The organism is Rhodococcus sp. BS-15 (assembly GCF_000813105.1).
Taxonomy (GTDB): Bacteria; Actinomycetota; Actinomycetes; order Mycobacteriales; family Mycobacteriaceae; genus Rhodococcoides.
On record NZ_BAOX01000080.1, the window covers coordinates 1 to 17,733 of the forward strand.

At 62.8% G+C, this 17,733-nt stretch carries 19 protein-coding genes, 1 tRNA gene and 2 pseudogenes; 11 read left to right on the plus strand and 11 right to left on the minus strand.

Going from position 1 to position 17,733, the window contains the following annotated elements:
* Nucleotides 1-60: 60 nt before the first annotated feature.
* From RHBS_RS11940 to RHBS_RS11970, 7 genes are all read left to right on the plus strand, one after another.
* Nucleotides 61-861, plus strand: a complete 801-nt coding sequence (locus RHBS_RS11940) for a M23 family metallopeptidase (RefSeq protein ID WP_128645647.1) — start codon at nucleotides 61-63, stop codon at nucleotides 859-861.
* Between the two features lie 25 nt (nucleotides 862-886).
* Complete coding sequence (locus tag RHBS_RS11945; RefSeq protein ID WP_032382574.1) at nucleotides 887-1,240, plus strand: BlaI/MecI/CopY family transcriptional regulator; 354 nt, start codon at nucleotides 887-889, stop codon at nucleotides 1,238-1,240.
* Nucleotides 1,237-2,193 (plus strand): M56 family metallopeptidase, encoded by a 957-nt coding sequence (locus RHBS_RS11950; protein ID WP_094650929.1) that lies wholly within the window; start codon nucleotides 1,237-1,239, stop codon nucleotides 2,191-2,193. The genes RHBS_RS11945 and RHBS_RS11950 overlap by 4 nt, the downstream gene beginning before the upstream one ends.
* An 84-nt stretch (nucleotides 2,194-2,277) precedes the next feature.
* A complete protein-coding gene (ctaD, locus tag RHBS_RS11955; RefSeq protein ID WP_094650930.1) occupies nucleotides 2,278-4,050 on the plus strand; it encodes a cytochrome c oxidase subunit I in 1,773 nt (590 codons plus the stop codon).
* A 94-nt stretch (nucleotides 4,051-4,144) separates the two neighbouring features.
* On the plus strand, nucleotides 4,145-4,744 hold the full coding sequence (locus RHBS_RS11960; RefSeq protein ID WP_037107040.1) for a copper resistance CopC family protein: 600 nt from the start codon (nucleotides 4,145-4,147) through the stop codon (nucleotides 4,742-4,744).
* 10 nt (nucleotides 4,745-4,754) lie between these two features.
* On the plus strand, nucleotides 4,755-5,717 hold the full coding sequence (locus RHBS_RS11965) for a cytochrome c oxidase assembly protein (RefSeq protein WP_094650931.1): 963 nt from the start codon (nucleotides 4,755-4,757) through the stop codon (nucleotides 5,715-5,717).
* A gap of 65 nt (nucleotides 5,718-5,782) precedes the next feature.
* A complete protein-coding gene (locus RHBS_RS11970; protein ID WP_170945175.1) occupies nucleotides 5,783-6,091 on the plus strand; it encodes a DUF4229 domain-containing protein in 309 nt (102 codons plus the stop codon).
* 206 nt (nucleotides 6,092-6,297) lie between these two features.
* Here the strand turns inward: RHBS_RS11970 and RHBS_RS11975 are convergent, their stop codons facing one another.
* The 8 genes and pseudogenes from RHBS_RS11975 to RHBS_RS12015 form a co-directional block, all read right to left on the minus strand.
* Nucleotides 6,298-6,633, minus strand: coding sequence for a hypothetical protein (locus RHBS_RS11975; protein WP_094650933.1), 336 nt, complete (start codon nucleotides 6,631-6,633; stop codon nucleotides 6,298-6,300).
* A gap of 329 nt (nucleotides 6,634-6,962) precedes the next feature.
* Entirely contained in the window at nucleotides 6,963-7,496 is a 534-nt protein-coding gene (locus RHBS_RS11985) for a DnaB-like helicase N-terminal domain-containing protein (RefSeq protein WP_037107051.1), read from the minus strand.
* Nucleotides 7,497-7,605: 109 nt separating this feature from the next.
* A complete protein-coding gene (locus RHBS_RS11990) occupies nucleotides 7,606-7,911 on the minus strand; it encodes a hypothetical protein (protein WP_094650935.1) in 306 nt (101 codons plus the stop codon).
* 175 nt (nucleotides 7,912-8,086) lie between these two features.
* Nucleotides 8,087-8,653: a hypothetical protein gene (locus RHBS_RS11995; RefSeq protein ID WP_094650936.1), complete on the minus strand. Its 567-nt coding sequence runs from the start codon at nucleotides 8,651-8,653 to the stop codon at nucleotides 8,087-8,089.
* Between the two features lie 439 nt (nucleotides 8,654-9,092).
* Nucleotides 9,093-9,968 (minus strand): DUF2637 domain-containing protein, encoded by an 876-nt coding sequence (locus RHBS_RS12000; RefSeq protein ID WP_094650937.1) that lies wholly within the window; start codon nucleotides 9,966-9,968, stop codon nucleotides 9,093-9,095.
* Complete coding sequence (locus RHBS_RS12005) at nucleotides 9,965-10,315, minus strand: hypothetical protein (RefSeq protein WP_094650938.1); 351 nt, start codon at nucleotides 10,313-10,315, stop codon at nucleotides 9,965-9,967. Before RHBS_RS12005 ends, RHBS_RS12000 begins: the two co-directional genes overlap by 4 nt.
* Nucleotides 10,315-11,102 (minus strand): annotated as a pseudogene (locus RHBS_RS12010) (ParA family protein). The gene RHBS_RS12005 and the pseudogene RHBS_RS12010 overlap by 1 nt, the downstream one beginning before the upstream one ends.
* A 1,129-nt stretch (nucleotides 11,103-12,231) precedes the next feature.
* Entirely contained in the window at nucleotides 12,232-12,444 is a 213-nt protein-coding gene (locus RHBS_RS12015; RefSeq protein ID WP_230074464.1) for an AlpA family transcriptional regulator, read from the minus strand.
* A gap of 124 nt (nucleotides 12,445-12,568) precedes the next feature.
* On the opposite strand from RHBS_RS12015, the gene RHBS_RS12020 reads away from it, so the two are divergent.
* Together RHBS_RS12020 and RHBS_RS12025 are read left to right on the plus strand one after the other, a co-directional pair.
* Nucleotides 12,569-13,201, plus strand: coding sequence for a helix-turn-helix transcriptional regulator (locus tag RHBS_RS12020; RefSeq protein WP_094650940.1), 633 nt, complete (start codon nucleotides 12,569-12,571; stop codon nucleotides 13,199-13,201).
* Entirely contained in the window at nucleotides 13,194-14,408 is a 1,215-nt protein-coding gene (locus tag RHBS_RS12025) for a tyrosine-type recombinase/integrase (protein ID WP_094650941.1), read from the plus strand. The genes RHBS_RS12020 and RHBS_RS12025 overlap by 8 nt, the downstream gene beginning before the upstream one ends.
* Before the next feature lie 164 nt (nucleotides 14,409-14,572).
* Here the strand turns inward: RHBS_RS12025 and RHBS_RS12030 are convergent.
* Nucleotides 14,573-14,647: transfer RNA gene (locus RHBS_RS12030), tRNA-Thr, on the minus strand.
* A 92-nt stretch (nucleotides 14,648-14,739) separates the two neighbouring features.
* On the opposite strand from RHBS_RS12030, the gene RHBS_RS12035 reads away from it, so the two are divergent.
* On the plus strand, nucleotides 14,740-16,203 hold the full coding sequence (locus tag RHBS_RS12035) for a threonine/serine exporter ThrE family protein (protein WP_128645648.1): 1,464 nt from the start codon (nucleotides 14,740-14,742) through the stop codon (nucleotides 16,201-16,203).
* An 8-nt stretch (nucleotides 16,204-16,211) separates the two neighbouring features.
* On the opposite strand, the gene RHBS_RS12040 is transcribed toward RHBS_RS12035, so the two are convergent.
* A complete protein-coding gene (locus RHBS_RS12040) occupies nucleotides 16,212-16,472 on the minus strand; it encodes an MbtH family protein (RefSeq protein ID WP_008710007.1) in 261 nt (86 codons plus the stop codon).
* A gap of 90 nt (nucleotides 16,473-16,562) precedes the next feature.
* On the minus strand, nucleotides 16,563-17,372 hold the full coding sequence (locus RHBS_RS12045; RefSeq protein WP_128645649.1) for an alpha/beta fold hydrolase: 810 nt from the start codon (nucleotides 17,370-17,372) through the stop codon (nucleotides 16,563-16,565).
* Between the two features lie 92 nt (nucleotides 17,373-17,464).
* On the opposite strand from RHBS_RS12045, the pseudogene RHBS_RS12050 reads away from it, so the two are divergent.
* Nucleotides 17,465-17,733 (plus strand): annotated as a pseudogene (locus RHBS_RS12050) (CsbD family protein); the annotation flags it as partial.

A 17,733-nucleotide genomic window follows, 5' to 3' on the forward strand; every position in this document is an offset into this window, starting at 1 on the left:
GGAACCGTTCACGCGGTCACGCGACGCTGGGACACCGCGGCCGCGGACACTACCGCGTCGATGTGGGCGGCGCACGTGGCCGGTCCGGACGAGACGACACACGGCGAGGTCGACCGCGGCGTAGTCCAGCCCGTGTCGCGAAGTGCTCGCCGCGGACTTCATCGCCGCCGGGTGCCGAAGCCGGGTGGCCGCGCCATCGCTGCGTCGGTCGCGGTCGGTGCCTTTCTTTCCGCGGCAGCGACGGCTCCGAACACCGGGTCGCAGGACAGTGTGGCGCTCAGCGCCGCGAGTATCGATCGACCTCCCGCCGGCGTCCTGCCGCCGAGCCCGGTCGTTGCCTCACCCCCCGCAGGTGTTGCAGTTGCCCGATCTCGATGTCGGCCGACTCGCGCAGCGCATGACCGAGCAACTCGCCGAGGGGGGGAGTTCGGGGCGGCGGAGCGCGCTGCACGCGATGCCGAGGCGCGCCGCCCGCTCTCGGTGGTGCCGGTGTCTGGCACATTGACCTCCGGTTCTGGGCCACGTTGGGGGACAACGCATTACGGACTCGACATCGCCAACACGATCGGGACGCCGATCGTATCGGTGACCGACGGCGAGGTCATCGAATCAGGGCCGGCGCAAGGGTTCGGCCTGTGGGTGCGAATTCGTCAGGACGACGGCACGATCGGGGTGTACGGGCACATAGACCAGGCGCTCGTCACCGCCGGTCAACGTGTGAAAGCCGGCGAGCTCATTGCTACGGTAGGCAACCGAGGCCAATCCACCGGACCCCACCTGCATTACGAAGTGTGGCAACCCGACGGTGCCAAGTCCGACCCGACGGCGTGGCTGTCGGCACGCGGAGTCGATATCAGCTGACACGACAAGGAAAGAAGAACTGGCGATGAAAAGGCTCGGTGATCTCGAAGCGGAGGTGATGAACGTGCTCTGGGAATGCGATCGACCGCAGTCGGTCCACGACCTGCGTGAACTCATGGCCGACAGAAACCCCGCCTACACCACGATCCTGACCGTCGTGACCCATCTCCACGAGAAGGGGTGGGTCGAGCGGACCAAGCAGTCACGCGCGTACCTGTACTCCCCGGTGCAGTCGCGCGCGGAGGCCACCTCGCAAGCTCTGCGCGAAATCCTCGACACCAGCACCGACTCGGCCGCCGTCCTGATGCATTTCGCGAAAACCGTCACCGACGACGAGCTCGACGCTCTGCGGGGGAACCTGCCGGACGTGAACCGGTGATCGTCGCGCTGGTGTTGCTCCTCGCGGCGATCATCGCGGCCGTCGCCCTGCCGCGGCCGCTGACCTCTCTCACCCGCACCGTGAGCCCCACTCTCGCCTTGACCGCATGGATCGGCAGCATCGCCGGGGTGCTGTTTCTCGTGGGATCCGCGGTGACCGTGTTGCTCTGGCCCGGCCATGCGCCCGCCGAGGGCATGGTCGAACTCGCCGTCCGCTGTCTGGGCTCACTGCAACACGCGGCCCAGCCGTGGATCGGCGAAGCGGTCGCCGGAGCATCGGTCGTCCTCGCGGCGTCGGCGTCGGCGCGCGTCCTGCGCTCGACTCGCCGTCAACTTCGAGCCCGGTCCAAAGTCCGCGACTATCACCGCGATGTCATCGCCGTCGTCGCTCGCACGGACCCCGGACCAGAACCGATCATGTGGCTCGACCACCCGCTCCCGCTGGCCTACAGCATCGACGGTCGCCCCGGCTACGTCGTGGCCACCGAAGGCCTGCTCGCCCATCTCGATCCCGATCAACAGCGAGCTGTGATCGCACACGAACGAGCCCACCTGCGCGGGCGCCACCACCGCATCGTCAACATCTGCGAGATCCTGGCAGCGGCGTTCCCTCGCGTTCCCCTGTTCGCCGCAGCACCTGCAGCGGTGCGGGTTCTGGTCGAGGTCGCCGCGGACCGGTCCGCGGCCGCGGTCACCAGCGCCGACACTGTACGTTCGGCACTGTCGACGGTCTCGCAGGCGCATTCTGCACGTCCACTGTGGGCACTGGGCCTGATCGGCGAATCGACCACCGAACGACTCCGCCACCTCGATACGAGCGCGCAGATGCCGACCCGGACAGTGCCCGGCGCATACGCTGCCGCCGCCGTACTGCCGCTCGTGGTGCCGGCCGCCATGGCAATCCTCACCCTCAGTGCGATCTCCGCCGCAGCGTGTGCGGCCGTACTGACCTGACCCACCCAAATACTATGCAGCATAGTATTTGAGTTAGGCTGTCGGACGCGTCCTGTAATTCGCGTGCGATTCGAAGGTGGTTCCATGACGGCGCTGACATCTCCTCCGGCTGCGCCGGCGGTTCGCCCCTATCCACCCCGCGGGGCCCGCAAGGGGTCGTTCCTGCACACGATGGTCACCACCACCGATCCGAAGGTCATCGGACTGATGTACCTGGTGACCTCGTTCGGATTCTTCCTCGTCGGCGGCCTCATGGCCTTGATCATGCGCTCCGAACTTGCCGTTCCGGGAATGCAGTTCCTCTCCAACGAGCAGTACAACCAGCTCTTCACCATGCACGGCACGATCATGCTGCTGCTCTACGCCACCCCGATCGTCTTCGGCTTCGGCAACTACATCCTGCCGCTGCAGATCGGCGCACCCGATGTCGCCTTCCCCCGGCTCAATGCCTTCTCCTACTGGCTCTATCTGTTCGGCGCACTGGTCACCACCGCCGGGTTCATCAGCCCCGGCGGTGCCGCCGACTTCGGCTGGACCGCATACACCCCGTTGAGCAGCGCCGTCTACTCCCCCGGTATCGGATCCGACCTGTGGATCGTGGGCCTGCTCATCGCAGGCCTGGGCACCATCCTGGGCGGGGTCAACATGGTCACCACCGTGGTGTGCCTGCGCGCACCGGGAATGACGATGTTCCGCATGCCGATCTTCACCTGGAACATCCTGGTGACCTCGATCCTGATCTTGCTGGCGTTCCCACTGCTGACCGCAGCGCTGATGGGCCTGCTCGCCGACCGGAAACTCGGCACCCACATCTTCGATCCCGCCAACGGCGGGGCGTTGCTCTGGCAGCACCTGTTCTGGTTCTTCGGTCACCCCGAGGTCTACATCATCGCGCTACCGTTCTTCGGAATCGTCTCGGAGATCTTCCCGGTCTTCTCCCGCAAACCCATCTTCGGGTACAAAGGTCTGATCTACGCCACCGTCGGCATCGCAGCCCTGTCCATCGCGGTGTGGGCGCACCACATGTATGCCACCGGCGCCGTGCTGCTGCCGTTCTTCTCGTTCATGACCTTCCTCATCGCTGTGCCGACCGGGGTGAAGATCTTCAACTGGATCGGCACCATGTGGCGCGGCCAGGTCACCCTCGAATCCCCCATGCTCTTCTCCATCGGATTCCTCGTCACGTTCGTCTTCGGCGGGCTGTCCGGAGTGCTCCTGGCGAGCCCGCCCATCGATTTCAACGTCACCGACACCTACTTCGTCGTCGCGCACTTCCACTACGTCGTGTTCGGAACGGTCGTCTTCGCGACCTATGCGGGGATCTACTTCTGGTTTCCGAAGATGACCGGCCGCATGCTCGACGAACGACTGGGCAAGTGGCACTTCTGGATGACGTTCCTCGGATTCCACGCCACCTTCCTCGTCCAGCACTGGCTCGGAGCGCAAGGAATGCCGCGCCGGTACGCCGACTATCTTCCGTCCGACGGGTTCACCACCCTCAACCAGGTCTCGACCGTGGGATCGTTCGTTCTCGGAGCCTCGACGCTGCCGTTCATCTGGAACGTCTTCAAGAGCTACCGCTACGGCGAAGTGGTCACTGTCGACGACCCGTGGGGGTTCGGTAACTCCCTCGAGTGGGCGACCAGTTGCCCACCGCCGCGGCACAACTTCACCGAGATGCCCCGAATCCGCTCCGAGCGGCCGGCGTTCGAGCTTCACTATCCGCACATGGTCGAACGCATCCGCGCCGAGCAGCACGTCGGTGGCCCGCACTCGGATTCGATCGCGCCCTCGGAAGTGATCACCGAAGCCATCGCCGGCCATGAACGATCCGATCCTCCGGACCCGGTGAAATAACCATCGCCGCAGAAGTGACCCACCGCTAAACCGCCCTCCCTACTACTATGACCCGTAGTTGTTGGGTCGGGCTCGATACAGAGGAGTACCCCACGTGAAACGTCTGATGCTGATTGCCGTGATGATCTGCGGGACAGCATTGTTCGCTGCGGCGCCGGCGTCGGCGCACAGCGAACTGGTCAGCTCCGACCCGCCCGCCGATGCCACACTCGACTTCGCGCCGATCGGTGTCGGTCTGGTGTTCAACCAGGACATCAACGAATCGTTCGCGACCATCAGCGTCGTGGGTCCTGGCGACACTCAGTGGGCACAGGGAACGGCCACGGTCGAGGGCCCCGACGTATCGGTCCTGCTCGAGGACGGACTCCCCAACGGGGAGTACACCGTCGGCTACCGGGTCACCTCCGCGGACGGGCACCCGATCACCGGATCGTACGGTTTCTCCGTCGACGTTGCGGCGACCGCCACCCCTCAGGACGCCGCTGCACAGCAGTCGCAGAGCGGTGCGACCTCGACCTCGCCGACTCCTGCTACCACGGCAACGCAGCCCTACGATCCCAACAATCCGTCCGCCAGCGAAGACCGGCCACCGAAACAGAACACCATGATGCTGCTCTCGATCGTGGGCCTGGCTGTGCTCGGTCTCGGTGCCATCGCCCTGACCCTGGTGATCCGAGGCAAGAACAAGCAATGACAGGGTGCCGATGATCATCGCTGCCGTTGCTCCCCCGGAAGGGCCGCCGACGCTGGCAGCGTTGTTGAGCTGGGATCTTCCTCCCCTACCGATCCTGCCGATCGCCGGTGTCGTCATGGCCGGGCTGTACTGCTGGGGGCTCTACCGGGTCCGCGGTCGAGGTATCGCATGGTCGCGGTGGCGGAGTGCGAGTTTTCTGCTCGGTTGCGCGGCGCTGGTCCTGGTGACCGGACTGCAGATCGAACGCTACGGCTACAGCCTGTTCAGCGTCTTCATGTTCCAGCATCTGACGTTGTCGATGACCATCCCACCGTTGTTGGTGGTGGGTTCGCCCGGACGACTTCTCCTGCGAGCCACCGCGCATCACGGAGCCGGTAGGTGGGTACTGATCGCGGCGCTGACGGGGTTGCGTAGCCGCGCCGGACGCATCGCTCTCCATCCCGGGCTGACGATCCCGTTGTTCCTTTTCAGCTACTACGGGCTGTATCTGTCGTCGATCTTCGATGTTCTCGCCATCACAGTCATCGGGCACGTATCGATGGAGATCTTCTTCTTCGCCAGCGGGCTGCTGTTCATCATCCCTGTGCTCGCCGTCGGCCCCCTCCCCGTTCGGCAGAGCAATCTGGGCCGGTTGTTCGACCTGTTCGTCGAGATGCCGCTGCACGTGTTCTTCGGTGTCATCTTGATGATGTCGAGCACCCCAATGCTGGCGACCTTCGCCTTCCCACCCCCGGAATGGGGCATCGATCCGGTATCCGATCAGAAGCTCGCCGGAGCGTTGGCGTGGTCCTACGGCGAACCGGTCGCCCTACTGGTCGTGCTCATCTTCTGCATTCAATGGAACCGGGACGAAAAAGAGGAATCGGCCGTCGCGGATCGCCAAGCCGAAGAGGACGGATACAGCGAACTGAACGCTTACAACGACTTCCTCAAACAGATCGGCACCGAAACCCGGTCCCGCACCGGACGATGACGCCAGACACTCTTACCGGCCTGAATGGAAAGCACGATGAGCCACGACGCACGACAGGACAGCAGATGCCACTGATCCGCACACCCTCAACTGCTCGAGGACGGCTTGCCCTACATGTGCTGGCTTACAACGTCGTGCGCCTGCTCCTCGTGTGCGTGGCCGCAGGAGTGCTTTTGGCCGTCGACGCGCTGACCAGTCTCGACATCCCCTTCGTGTTGGTTCTTCTCATCGCACTCGCAGCAAGCCTGCCGCTGTCGGCACTGACCCTCAGGAAACTTCGCCGAACCATCAACGAAGACATCGATGCAGTGGATCGGAAGCGCACCACGAGACGAGGACCAGCGACACGACCACCCCGTACCAAGAGACCGTGAAGCCGCGTGCGAACTTTCGACACAAACCCGGTCGTCGTTCGGTGCGATGTTCGCTGACTCATTCACAATGGGAAGTCGCTTCTGCGGGGTGACCCTCTTGGGATCGTCGCGCGCTGAAAACTATTGGTCGCACTCCGGCATTTCTGCATCTACGAACTCGAGAAGTTCTTCGCTTTCGATCTGTACCAGTCGACCTATACCGTGAATTAGACCAGCAGGTCATACGCCCACTCGTACACCCAGCGAGGTAACGCAGGTGCGTCGAACGGTGCGGCGGCGAAATTCGATTCGACGCGAACTACGCAGTCGGGGATCGCGTCGACGGTGCGGGAGCCGAAGGATCGAGCAGCGACGATCCACTGTCCGCGGTGATGCACTCGGATCGCGGTCGACACGGTGCACCGCCCATCAGAGTATCCGGCGGTGAGCTGGTGGAATTCCCACTCGACGTGCTGGTTCTGTCCGAAGAAGTGTGTCAGCGTCTCGGCGAAGGATGGCCCGTAGAGGGTCCCTCGGTCGGTGTCGATGCGGATGAAATTCATGGCTTCGGCCTCTTCGAGTCATAGCGGCAATGCGAGGTGTGCGTGGAAAGTTGCTCAGAACAGGGGAATTTGGCTGCGCGCCGCGAGACTGTCGCGGAACTCTTGGAACTTGCTTAGAAGGTCTGAGGCGACTGCCTCGGTGTAACAGATGGACCGCGCAACTTCGTTCAGTGTGTTGCCGGCGGCCAGGGCTTCATCTATCTCATGCCCGGCAGCGAGGTTTTCAACTTCGTCCGTATCTCGATGTGCGACGTCTGCGGCGGCCAACCGGACAGAAGCGAGGGCAGCTCGACGCCGCTCACGGCCCGGCTCTGTCTCTTCCCGCGCCGTCACAGTGTGCTACCGCTGCGGAAGGCGTTCAGGCGGTTTGTCGCTTCACGTTGCGCCCTTCCGATTTCGACGAGCTGGTCGAAGAGGAATTCTTCCGGCGCTTCCTCGGCGATCTGCTGAATTCTGATCCCTGCCTCGAAGAAGCTGCGTCGGTAACTTTCCGACAGGACCATGCCGGCGTAGTCGGTTGCCGATGCTCCGCATGCGTTCGCTGCGGTGACGTCGGTCAGTGTTCGACGCAGCCGTGCACCGCGGTGTCCACTGGCACCTGACCGGACAAGAACGCCCAGAACACTCGCGGGGTCGTGTGGGAGGTTGTCGATGATCAGCCCCTGCACGATGCCATACAGCTCGCGATAAACGGGATCGTGGAAATCGTTGGCCTGCAATGACGCTGCAATGCGGGCGGCCTCGTCGGTGTCCTGCAACCACATCAGTGCGCAGATGACCAGTGCTTCCGATGCCGTCTCCGGATGGTCCGTCAGATCAGCGTGATCGTCGTCGGTGGGTTCGACTGCTCTCAACGGGGTCATCTGTTCGCCTCGTTTCTCTTTGCGGGTCTGTTGCGGGAGAACTGGATTCGGTACTCCGGTGGCGCTGTGCTTGGTTATGCCGCGTTGGTCGTCATTGCGGAGGTGTGGGTCAGATGTAGAGAAGGTTCGGTGGTGCGGTGCCGTCGAACTGCTCGAGGCTGTCGAGGACGGCGTTGTAGTTCTCGGGCCTGCAGCTTCCGAGTCCGATGATGAGGGCACAGGTTCCGTCGAGTGTGACGAGGTAGGACGGCGGCGTTCCGTTGTCGGACGATGCGTGCTCGCGTGCGTCGAGGAGGGCGACACGGACGGCATCGGCGGCGGCGCGTTTCGCACCTTGGAGATTGGGTTCTGCTCCGGTTGCGGTAAGAATTTCGGGGTTGTCCTCGGGGTGTGTGGTGACGGTCCAGGTGATCATCGTTTGGTTCCTCGTCGCTCGTGCCGGCCAGCTGCTTCTAATCGAGCGTCACACGAGGTCCGTAACAAAGCGTTCGCTGCGGAGGCGGTCAGGCGAGGGTGTGGATAACTGTGGTGTCGAGTCAGCCTGTGGATAAACGACGTTCGGCCCCGGGGTTGGGGCCGAACGTGTGGTACTAGACGTCGTCGAAGACATCGAGGAGTTTGGCGGGGTCGCGACGGTAGCGGCTGCCGTCGAGAAATACTCCGACGGCAGCACGGTGAACGCGTCGGAGTTCGGCCATCAGGGTGTCGTACCCGATGCGGTCGGTGATGCGCCACGTGACAGGTCCCATGTGCAGGTCTACCCAGTGGATGGTGCGACGTTGTTCGGAGCTGTAGCGGTGGTGCGGCACTGCTGTGTGTTCGGGGCTGTCGAGCCACAAGACGGAGATCGCAGCGGCCCCGAATTCTGCGCCTGGTTGGGCGGGGTGGGGGGCTTGTCCATCGGCTCCGGCAAGTGCGGCCCGGACGGTGGCAAATCCGGTGATGACTGCGGATACTGTTTCGGCGCTGCGGAAGGTCATCATGACGTGACCTAGTGCGACGATCATCTGCGCTTCGTCGGTTGCTGCGGAGGTGGCGGTGATAGTGGCCTGTTGGGGTCCTGTGACCAGGACGGTTGTGTGGGTGACAATTCCGGTGGTTCGGGCGTTGTGTGCGGCGGTGGTCCGTCGTCCTGTGCTGGAAGTACTCTGCGGCATGTCGGGCTCTCTTTCTGTTGCGGGACCGGCTCCCCCGGCCCTTTCGCTCTGCCAATTTCTTTTGCCGTCATCTGGCTCGAAGAAGAGAAGGCGGCGCACTGGACCGGCGTCCTGGCCCTGATCCGGAAAGTTTTCAGCCGCAGGCGCTTTGAAAAGTTTTCGGAGCCCATCGGGCCGGAGCAAGGCGGAGTCAGGATTAGGTAAGACGGGTCAGGGTGTTGCATGCTCGACCGGAGCCAGATGTGCGAAGGAAATTGTTCTTTCGCAGTGCGAAGCGCAGCGGAGCTCTATCCGGAGACCGCCGGAGGTGGTCCCGGGGCAGCACACGTTTCGACGCAGACTGAGCCACCCGAGGCGACCACCTCCCAGCCATCGACAGCCTGGGGCGATTGCGCGGGAGCGACGGAGAGCAACAAAGCTCGATATCGCGGCAGCCCTTCTATTCTGCGGACATGCGGTCACGCTCGCTGGCTGGCGTGTCATCGAATTCGGCTTGCCCATCCGGGTGGCCCTCGCGGATCCCCGCGGTGACTTCTTCCCACTTCCGATATCGGCGCATCGCGGTCGATGCAACGGAGCCGTCCGTTTCTTTACCGATTCGTGCCCACGACCATTCGCGGTGTGCGTGTCGGAGCCGCGCTGTTTCCGCAACTTCCGGTGTGAGGTCGTCTACTTGCAGTCGAGGCGAGTCCGCCGTGTCGACGTGTTCTCCCCACGTGCCGTCTTCGCCCTCTGAGTGATCCCGGCTTGGGCTGGGGCCTTCGTGGCTGAAGTCGGTGTCTGTCCAGTCCCGCTCCGCTGTGGCAGCACTTGGAGCGAATTCCACTCTGACGGCTCCGCGAGGCGCACGAAGTATGACGGCCAGCACTTCGGTCATCGCAAGGAGCGCAATAGGTGCGATGGTGGCAATACCCGCCGAGACGACGGCCGGAAGCAAGGTCGCACTCAACACTGCGTGGTACGGGTTACCCGCAATCGACGCCGATGCGGCAACACGCAAGATCGTGACGACGAAGCGACGGCCCTTGATCGTGCGGTTGTCCGTGTGGTTGGACAGCGCTATGGCTGTCACGGTTGTCGAGACGATCGCCCCGTCCAACACGACTGGAATCACCCACGCTTCGCCGGGACCTATCCCAGCCCTCACCGCGAGATCCCGCAACACAGCGAAACTGAGCCAGAAGGACGCCCCGGCGATGCCAACTGTCAACGCAATGGCTGTTGCCAGGGCCCACTGCAAAATCGCTGGATGCAGCGCAACGACATCCGACGGCTTCGTTGTCAACGGGATTGCCGCTGAATGTGATCGGCTCATCGGATTCTCGGTCCTCGTGCGAGAGGGCCGGTTCGTTGCGGGAAGGGCGCACCGTCGTTGAATCTGTGGCGCAACAACTCCAAATACTCTTCGATCGCCGCATTGACGAGATCCGACGGGCCCCGCGGCGCGCCGGGTGTTGCGGACAGTGCTTCGGCTGCGTTGAGAAGATCGTCGACGGTGGACTGGTAGAGGTAGTACGAACGCTTCTGTTTTGCGTTGTCCGGTGACGGTTGCGCACCGGTCTCGGCCGCCGAAACGGTGTCGGGTGCGTGCTGCGTGTGCTCCGGCGGGTCGACCGGGCTCGACCCGGCGAGTGCGCTCTTCATACGTTCGGGGCGGCCCATCACAGGTGTCCCCTCGTGAGCAGCGAAAGTGTGTCGCGGTAGATCGTCGACAGGCTGCGAGATTGTGTTGTCCCCCAGTCGATCAGGCTGGTTTGGGCCTCCATCGAGTCCTTGATGACAACACGTTTGGGTACGGCATCGCCGAGAACGTTGATGCTCGCGGCGATCTCGATCAGTTGTTCTCGACCGCTGATTGTCGCGATCTCGTGAAGGTTGACGATCGCCCCGAGCATGTCGAGGTCCGGGTTGTAGCTGCGCTTGACTGCGTCGATGGTGCGCAGTAGCCGCGCGAGTCCATTCGCTGAGAACAGCGCGGACTGAGTCACGACGACGGCGGCGCGCGCTGCCACAAGGGCGTTGATGGTCAGCAGATCGAGGCTAGGTGGCAGTCGATCAGGACCACGTCGTAGACGCCTCGCACGACGTCGATTGCGTCGCGAAGCCGCCGCTCTCGGCCGGCACCGGCGACGACCAATTGATCGCGGACATAGGCCAGGGACTCGTTTCCCGGCGACGTGGGTACCAGGTCTACGCCAGGCCAGATGGTGGGGACAACAGCATCGGCGATGGTCGCGTTCGACGACTCGGCGAGTACGTCGGCAACACCGACATCGTCGCTCTCGAGCTCGGTCCTGGTCAGGACTGTGCTGGCGTTGCCTTGCGGATCCACGTCGATAACGAGTGCTCGCTTCCCCGCTTGGGCAACGGCGTAGGCGAGGTGAAAGACGGTGGTGGTCTTACCCACGCCGCCCTTCTGGTTGCAGAACGCAAAGATGTCAGCGGGCATGGTGGGTCTCACTTTCCATGGATGAATGGGACGAACTGGCGGTATTGCGGGTATGGGACGTCATGCACGCCTTGGAACCGAGGGATGAGTCGCACCCTGTAAAAGGGTCGGGTGAATTACAGGTGAGGGGCGCGATGCGTGAGTCGCGTGCCATAGGCGAAAGACGCGCCATAGTGGCATGAGAAGCATTTACCAACAACACATCCCGAGCTTGACTCTCTACCTTTGCAGGCATTGGAGGTATGGCACTGCGGGATGTATGACGCCCGTCGCCAGCGAGTCATCTGAGGCACTCTTTGCGGGTAATTCAGGTACGTCAGTTTTGCGGAACGCCGCCGCACCGCTAGCGGGAGCGGCCTGCACCGGCGAACTGCCGCGCTCGAGCTGAAGCAGCCAAATATGTTGCTCTGCTTGGATCTTCACGGAATCGACGTTCACAACGGATATGAGTAAGCGAGCGGCGTGGACTGAAAGATCGAGGCCTGCATGACGGTTCGTCATGCAGGATAACTTGGTCATGTCAGCATTGCAGATGGGTCGAGAACTCAATTGGTACCTCCATAGTGGTGACGTATGAAAGACAAGGGACTTCGTTCGTTCCCTCCGGACCCCCCATGGCCCCTGAGCCAATTTCCGCACCCACGTTGTCCGCTCCACGCCCGATAGCCCCGCGCCTCAGTGGGCGCGCGGCTAATCGGTATCGCCACCGGTTCGATGATCAGTCGAGCTGGTGGTGCCTCGGGGCCGGTCTCCGAGGATTTACAAAGGGTGCACAGGCCGGCGGCAGGCTGGTGTTACGTCGGGCTCTGCCAGAAAACGACGCTGCTGCGGCACATCAGCCTTGCTAGGAAGTCCCGTAGCCAAGGCTTGTGCGGCACGAGCAGAAGAACTCGACCGCGCTGTCGCGGGTCAAAACATGCGTCATCGCCCGCTCGGCCCCTGACCTAAATCGAGGGCGGAGAACGGTGACTCGGCGAAATGTCTTGAATGACTTATCAAGACGCTCTATGATCGGTGGCGAAGCTCCTTCCTCACGGGTTGTGGTTTCGACGCCCTCGGCCTCGGTGCTGGTAACACTGAGATTTTCCGGGGGCGTTTCAGTTTCCTGAGGGACAGTTGGCTCTCGGCCTCACGCGACGCCTGAGCTGGCGTCGGATTGCGCCTCGAGACCTTCGATGTACTCATCGATGGCCGTATCCGGGATCAGCCGGCGCTTGCCGACCTTCACGCTCCGGATTTCTCCGGACGCGATCTTGTTGAAGAAGTTGGAACGTCCAAGTCCCGTGCAAGCCATAGCCTCCGGGACAGACAACAACCGTCTGGGCATCTTCAGCACCTCCACTGAATTGTGTAGTAGAGCCACATTCTGCAGGACATTTCTGGTCAGTCCACGTGGTTCCACCACAGAGTACCAAGTACGTAGCCATCCCACAACGGGGAGACATTCTCCGCTAGACTGCGTAACCATGACGCAGTCGTGGGCGGAATCGATCGTTGCCCGGGTCGCCTCGGAAGTGCGCCGACTTCGAGGTAAAGACCACTCCGCTCTGTCCGCAGCAAAGCTTGCCGACAGGACGGTTGACTTCGGGTGGGGGATCTCGCGATCTGTAGTCGCGGACTTGGAGACCGGACGAAAGAAGAGCTTGGACGTCTCGGAACTCTTGATTTTGGCTGCGGCACTGGGAGTCTCACCAGCACAACTGGTCTATCCGGACCTCCCCAAGGGAAGAGTCGAAGTACTCCCAGGGCTCCAGCAGGAGTCTCACGATGCCCTCCGCTGGTTCAGCGGGGAGGCTGGGCTGATGCGGCCGAGCTCCGAGTGGACCGAGGAGGAATCCGACGCTCCTTTCGAAATGTGGGTACGTGACACCTTCGACCCGAAGAACGATCGCGTTGGGATCACTCGTGAATGGCTTGATGCGTTGAAGGCGATGCGGCGTGCTCGGGTGCAGCTCCGAAGCGGCCTTTCCAAGAATGAATCAGCTGAGCACATCGAGTCGATGCAATATCTGTACGAGGATGCTCGACGGCGTTCGGAAGAGCTCTTTAGACGGATGACCGAACTGGGCATGAACACGCAGGACGAAGAGGATGGCTAGGCAGCAACTGCCGCCACAGATCAAGAAGATCTACGTCACCAATCGGTCTACAGGCAGTACCGAGTTGCGGTATCAAATGACCGTCGACGCTGGTGGTGCCGACGCCACCGGCACCCGGGCGTCGAAGCGAACGCAGTTGCGTCGTCGATTTCTTACGGAGAAGGACGCTCGCGCAGCCCTATCCAAGGTGCTCGAGGAAGTCTCGAAGGGGACATTCGTTCCCTCCTCGACCACCACGGTCGAGGAGGCTTGCGCTGAGTGGCTTGCCGGACGACGCGTACGAGAGTCCACTAAAGCCGCGTACACCCATGCCATTCAACCGCTGCGCGATACTTACGGCGCGCTAGCGGTGCAGAAGTTGACCAAAGGTCACTTGGACGCTCTGGTGAACGATCTGTTGGCCGGCCGCTCGGTCAAGCCCGATGGCCAACTGCGACGTCCGTGGAAGGCCACTTCGATCAATCCGATGCTCAACCTTGTAAGCGCAGTCCTCACCGGGCTGATGCGAGAAGGGCGATTGGTACGAGACGTTGCCGCGCTCGTCGACCGCGCGCCCCGTGTGCACGTCGAGATGCAGACATTCACGGAGGACGAAGTGCAACGCCTCCTGGAAGCATCGACGTGCGATCGGAACGGCCACGCTTGGCTGCTTGCTCTGAGCGGCCTCCGACGCGGTGAGCTGTGCGGGCTTCGATGGAACGATGTCGATCTTCACGCCGGCAGCCTGACAATCAACAACACGCGAGTCTCGGTCAATGGACGTGTCGTAGAGGGCCCTCCGAAGACAGAAAAGTCCAAGCGCACGCTTCCCCTCACACCAGCCCTAAAATCCGCACTCGAAACTGCACACCGCTTGCAGGGTGTGGAACGAAAGAGCTCGACCTACGTCGGCCCTGGCACCTACGTCGTGTCCGACGCTGTTGGGCGACCTTTCCATCCCGATACGGTCAGCGACTATTGGCGCAGGCTATGCACCAACAGCAAGGTGTCCGACATCCGCCTCCACGACGCCCGCCACACGTGTGGGACTCTGCTGCACCTTCAGGGTGTGCCGATTGCCGTCATCTCGGCATGGCTTGGGCACTCGGACAACGCATTCACAATGCGCACCTACGTCCATTCCCAGAACCATGCGCTACTGGGCGCAGCCGACACTTTGCAGTCACTCGTCCAGCGTCGCGACGAGCCATCCGACGATGCGCGTTGACCGGCGTTTGTCCGCAACCGTCCACATAGGAGCAGGCGGTCTCACCAGGCGCTGTTCCGGCGAGTTCTGCGGCACTTGTGACATTCTGTGACACTGAGCTCGCCTAATCGGCAATGAATCTCATTACTAGTAGCTCAAAAAGCCAGTTCAGAACCCTTTTTCAGTGGAGCCTCCTAACGGGATTGAACCGTTGACCGCTCGCTTACAAGGCGAGTGCTCTACCGCTGAGCTAAGGAGGCAGTGAAGCGAAGCCAGCATATCCGTTCATCGGACGCTCAGTAACAACAGGTACCTTGTCCGTGGATCACCCCAGCAACGTGTAAAGACGGTCATGACTTTCCTGCAAGACCTGACGGCTTCGCTGAGCCGTCTCACCGGTGAGCGTCGGGCCACCATCGATACGCCGACCGCAGCACCGTCGCCTCTTCGTCCGATCGATCTGACCGACGATGCGTCGGTCGCGGAGGTTCTGGATCTCGCGGTTCGCGTCGGCGAGGTGTTGTTGGCCTCGGGCACATCGGCGGTGGATACGGCGACTCAGGTGCAGTTCATCGCGGCGACGTACGGCCTCGCGCGGTGCGATGTGGACGTCACGTACAACTCGATCACTCTGAGCGCCCATCGCGGTCCGACGCGTCCTCCGGCGTCGACGATGCGCATCGTGCATTACCGCTCGATGGACTTCACGCGGCTGGCAGAGGTGGACCGTCTCATTCGCGCGGTCCGCGTGAAGATGGTGCCGCCGAGCGCGGCGCTGGATCGGCTCGAGGAGATCACCAAGGCCCCGCATCCTTACAACCGTTGGATTGCGACGTTCGCGTGGTCCGGCATGGCCGCGGCCGTCGGCGTCCTGCTCGGGGGTGGCCTCTTGGTAGCCGTGGTGAGCTTCCTGACGACGATGGTGATCGATCGAATCGGTCGGATCCTGAACCGAGCCGGTCTGCCGTTCTTCTTCCAACAGGTCGTCGGCGGGTTCATCGCGGCCACCCCGGCGATCACGCTCTACAACTTTCAGGACCAACTCAACATCAGCATCTCTCCGTCGATGGTTATCGCGGCCGGTGTCGTTGTGTTGCTGTCGGGCCTGTCTCTCGTCGGTACGTTTCAAGATGCGATCACCGGGGCCCCGATCACGGCGTCGGCCAGGTTCTTCGAAGTGTTGATGATGACAGCAGGAATCATCGCCGGTGTCGCGACCTCACTGCGATTGGCCGCCCTCATCGGCAGCGACCTCCCGCAGATCAGCAACCTGGCACCACCGGACATCCTGGAGGTACCGACGAAGGTGCTGGCGGGTGCGGCGGCGTCGTTGTTCTACGCACTGGCCACCTACGCCGAGCAGCGTGCGTTGCCGGCCGCGTTCATCGGCGGCTTCGCGGGCTCACTCGTGTACTTGCTGTCTCAGACATTGACCGTCGGACCGATCATCGCCTCGGCCATCGCGGCGACCGTCGTCGGGCTGGCCGGTGGCCTGTTGGCCCGTCGTGCACTGATTCCGCCGTTGATCGTCGCCGTGGCCGGCATCACGCCGTTGCTGCCCGGTCTGTCGCTCTACCGCGGTCTGTACGCGATCCTCAACGACCAACTGTTGCTCGGAATCAGCTCGCTGTTCGCGGCCCTGGGTGTCAGTTGCGGCCTGGCCGCCGGCGTGACCCTGGGTGAGTGGGGTGCCCGCACGCTTCGCAGGCCTCGCATCCTGGCGCGCACCGAGGAACTACTGCGCCCGACGCTTCGCCGCACAGAAGAACCGCGCCGACCGACGGTTCGTCGGCGGCGCGGCACGGGTACTTCGTAACGCGGAAGTCAGGCCTCGGTGCTGGGGGTTCCCTCGGCAGAGGCGCGTGCAGCAGCGTCGGCTTCCATGGCCTCACGCAGGCTGCGCGGACGCATATCGGTCCAGTTCTTCTCGACATACTCGAGGCAGGCTGCGCGGGTGTCTTCACCGAAGACGACACGCCATCCCTGAGGGACCTCGGAGAACGTCGGCCACAGCGAATGCTGGTCTTCGTCGTTGACCAGCACGAAGAAGCGTCCGTCTTCGTCATCGAACGGGTTGGTACTCATCTCGCCTCACTCGTCGCGAACGTTTGGTTGGTAAGTCTGCACCGTGAGGTGCCACACGACCCTAGCAACGCAGGTCGGGCTCCGGTGCCGTCAGGCCTCGAGAAAGCCGAGCAGTTCCGCATTGACGGCCTCGGGGCGCTCGAGATATCCGTAGTGCCCGGCATCCGCTATCTCCACGTACCGGGCACCGGGGATGGCGTCGGCCAACTCCTTGCCCAAGTACGGCGGGATCATCCGATCGTCGGCGAATCCGACCGACAGGCACGGCACCGCCACGCCGCGGTACGCCCCAGTCCGATCGAAATCGTCCTCCATGCCCAGCTGAGCACGCACTCCGGCGGAGGGCGAGGAGGCAGAGAACTCGAACAGGTCCAGCCAGTCCCGTGCCCCGCGAGAATCACGCAACGTGGCAGGCGACAGGTTCATCACCGCTGTCACCGCAGCCGAATAGGTGCCGGGAAGCTCGACACGCTTGTCGTACAGCGCTCGTTCGCCGTGGGCGAGAGTCTTCTGGAATTCGTCGACCCGGGCGTGGCCGGCGAGGAAGACAGCTTTGCGAACCAAGTCGGGCCTGCTCAGAGCAAGCTCCTGCGCGACGCGTGAGCCCATCGACGTTCCGACGACATAGGCCTTCTCGTCGCCGTTGCGGACGAGCTCGATCAGCCCCGCGGTGTCGGCGACCATGTCCTCCATGGTGATGCCGTGCGTGCTCTCCGACGACGGAGCGATGCCTCGATTGTCGAACGTGCACACCCGGTAACCCGCTGCTGTGAGTGCGGGCACCTGATGCAGCTCCCACACACGACCGGGGCTGCCGGTGCCCATGATCAGAACTACCAGGTCTCCACTGCCCTTGACCTGGTAGTTCACGTCGATGCCGTTGATCTTGGCGATAGGCATACGTCTCCTCACTGCTGATGTATTCGTCGGCGATCGTATCGTTCGGCACCGACGCGGGGTTACTCGAACAGCCAGTGGGTACCTGGTGTTACATGACTGACGAGAACGTAGCGGGCGAAGCACGCAAGGGATTGCTCGACGGAATCAAGGGCAAGGCCAAAGAGGTCGTGGGCGCGGTCACCGGCAACGACTCGTTGACAGCCGAGGGCCAATTGCAGGCCGCTCAGGCCCGCGAACACAAGGAGGCCCAGGCCACGGAGCGGGTCGCCGAGGCACAGGCCACCGAAGCCGCGGAGGAACTGGCCGACGTCCGCACTGCGGCCGAGAGCCGTCGGGAGGCCGCAGAAGAGAACGCCGCGGA

Excerpts from the sequence above, each read along its gene's own strand:
- RHBS_RS11940 (WP_128645647.1), top strand. The coding sequence starts at position 61 with ATGTGGGCGGCGCACGTGGCCGGTCCGGACGAGACGACACACGGCGAG.
- RHBS_RS11945 (WP_032382574.1), top strand. The coding sequence starts at position 887 with ATGAAAAGGCTCGGTGATCTCGAAGCGGAGGTGATGAACGTGCTCTGG.
- ctaD (WP_094650930.1), top strand. The coding sequence starts at position 2,278 with ATGACGGCGCTGACATCTCCTCCGGCTGCGCCGGCGGTTCGCCCCTAT.
- RHBS_RS11965 (WP_094650931.1), top strand. The coding sequence starts at position 4,755 with ATGATCATCGCTGCCGTTGCTCCCCCGGAAGGGCCGCCGACGCTGGCA.
- RHBS_RS11970 (WP_170945175.1), top strand. The coding sequence starts at position 5,783 with ATGCCACTGATCCGCACACCCTCAACTGCTCGAGGACGGCTTGCCCTA.
- RHBS_RS11975 (WP_094650933.1), bottom strand. The coding sequence starts at position 6,633 with ATGAATTTCATCCGCATCGACACCGACCGAGGGACCCTCTACGGGCCA.
- RHBS_RS11985 (WP_037107051.1), bottom strand. The coding sequence starts at position 7,496 with ATGACCCCGTTGAGAGCAGTCGAACCCACCGACGACGATCACGCTGAT.
- RHBS_RS11990 (WP_094650935.1), bottom strand. The coding sequence starts at position 7,911 with ATGATCACCTGGACCGTCACCACACACCCCGAGGACAACCCCGAAATT.
- RHBS_RS11995 (WP_094650936.1), bottom strand. The coding sequence starts at position 8,653 with ATGCCGCAGAGTACTTCCAGCACAGGACGACGGACCACCGCCGCACAC.
- RHBS_RS12000 (WP_094650937.1), bottom strand. The coding sequence starts at position 9,968 with ATGAGCCGATCACATTCAGCGGCAATCCCGTTGACAACGAAGCCGTCG.
- RHBS_RS12005 (WP_094650938.1), bottom strand. The coding sequence starts at position 10,315 with ATGGGCCGCCCCGAACGTATGAAGAGCGCACTCGCCGGGTCGAGCCCG.
- RHBS_RS12020 (WP_094650940.1), top strand. The coding sequence starts at position 12,569 with ATGACGCAGTCGTGGGCGGAATCGATCGTTGCCCGGGTCGCCTCGGAA.
- RHBS_RS12025 (WP_094650941.1), top strand. The coding sequence starts at position 13,194 with ATGGCTAGGCAGCAACTGCCGCCACAGATCAAGAAGATCTACGTCACC.
- RHBS_RS12035 (WP_128645648.1), top strand. The coding sequence starts at position 14,740 with ATGACTTTCCTGCAAGACCTGACGGCTTCGCTGAGCCGTCTCACCGGT.
- RHBS_RS12040 (WP_008710007.1), bottom strand. The coding sequence starts at position 16,472 with ATGAGTACCAACCCGTTCGATGACGAAGACGGACGCTTCTTCGTGCTG.
- RHBS_RS12045 (WP_128645649.1), bottom strand. The coding sequence starts at position 17,372 with ATGCCTATCGCCAAGATCAACGGCATCGACGTGAACTACCAGGTCAAG.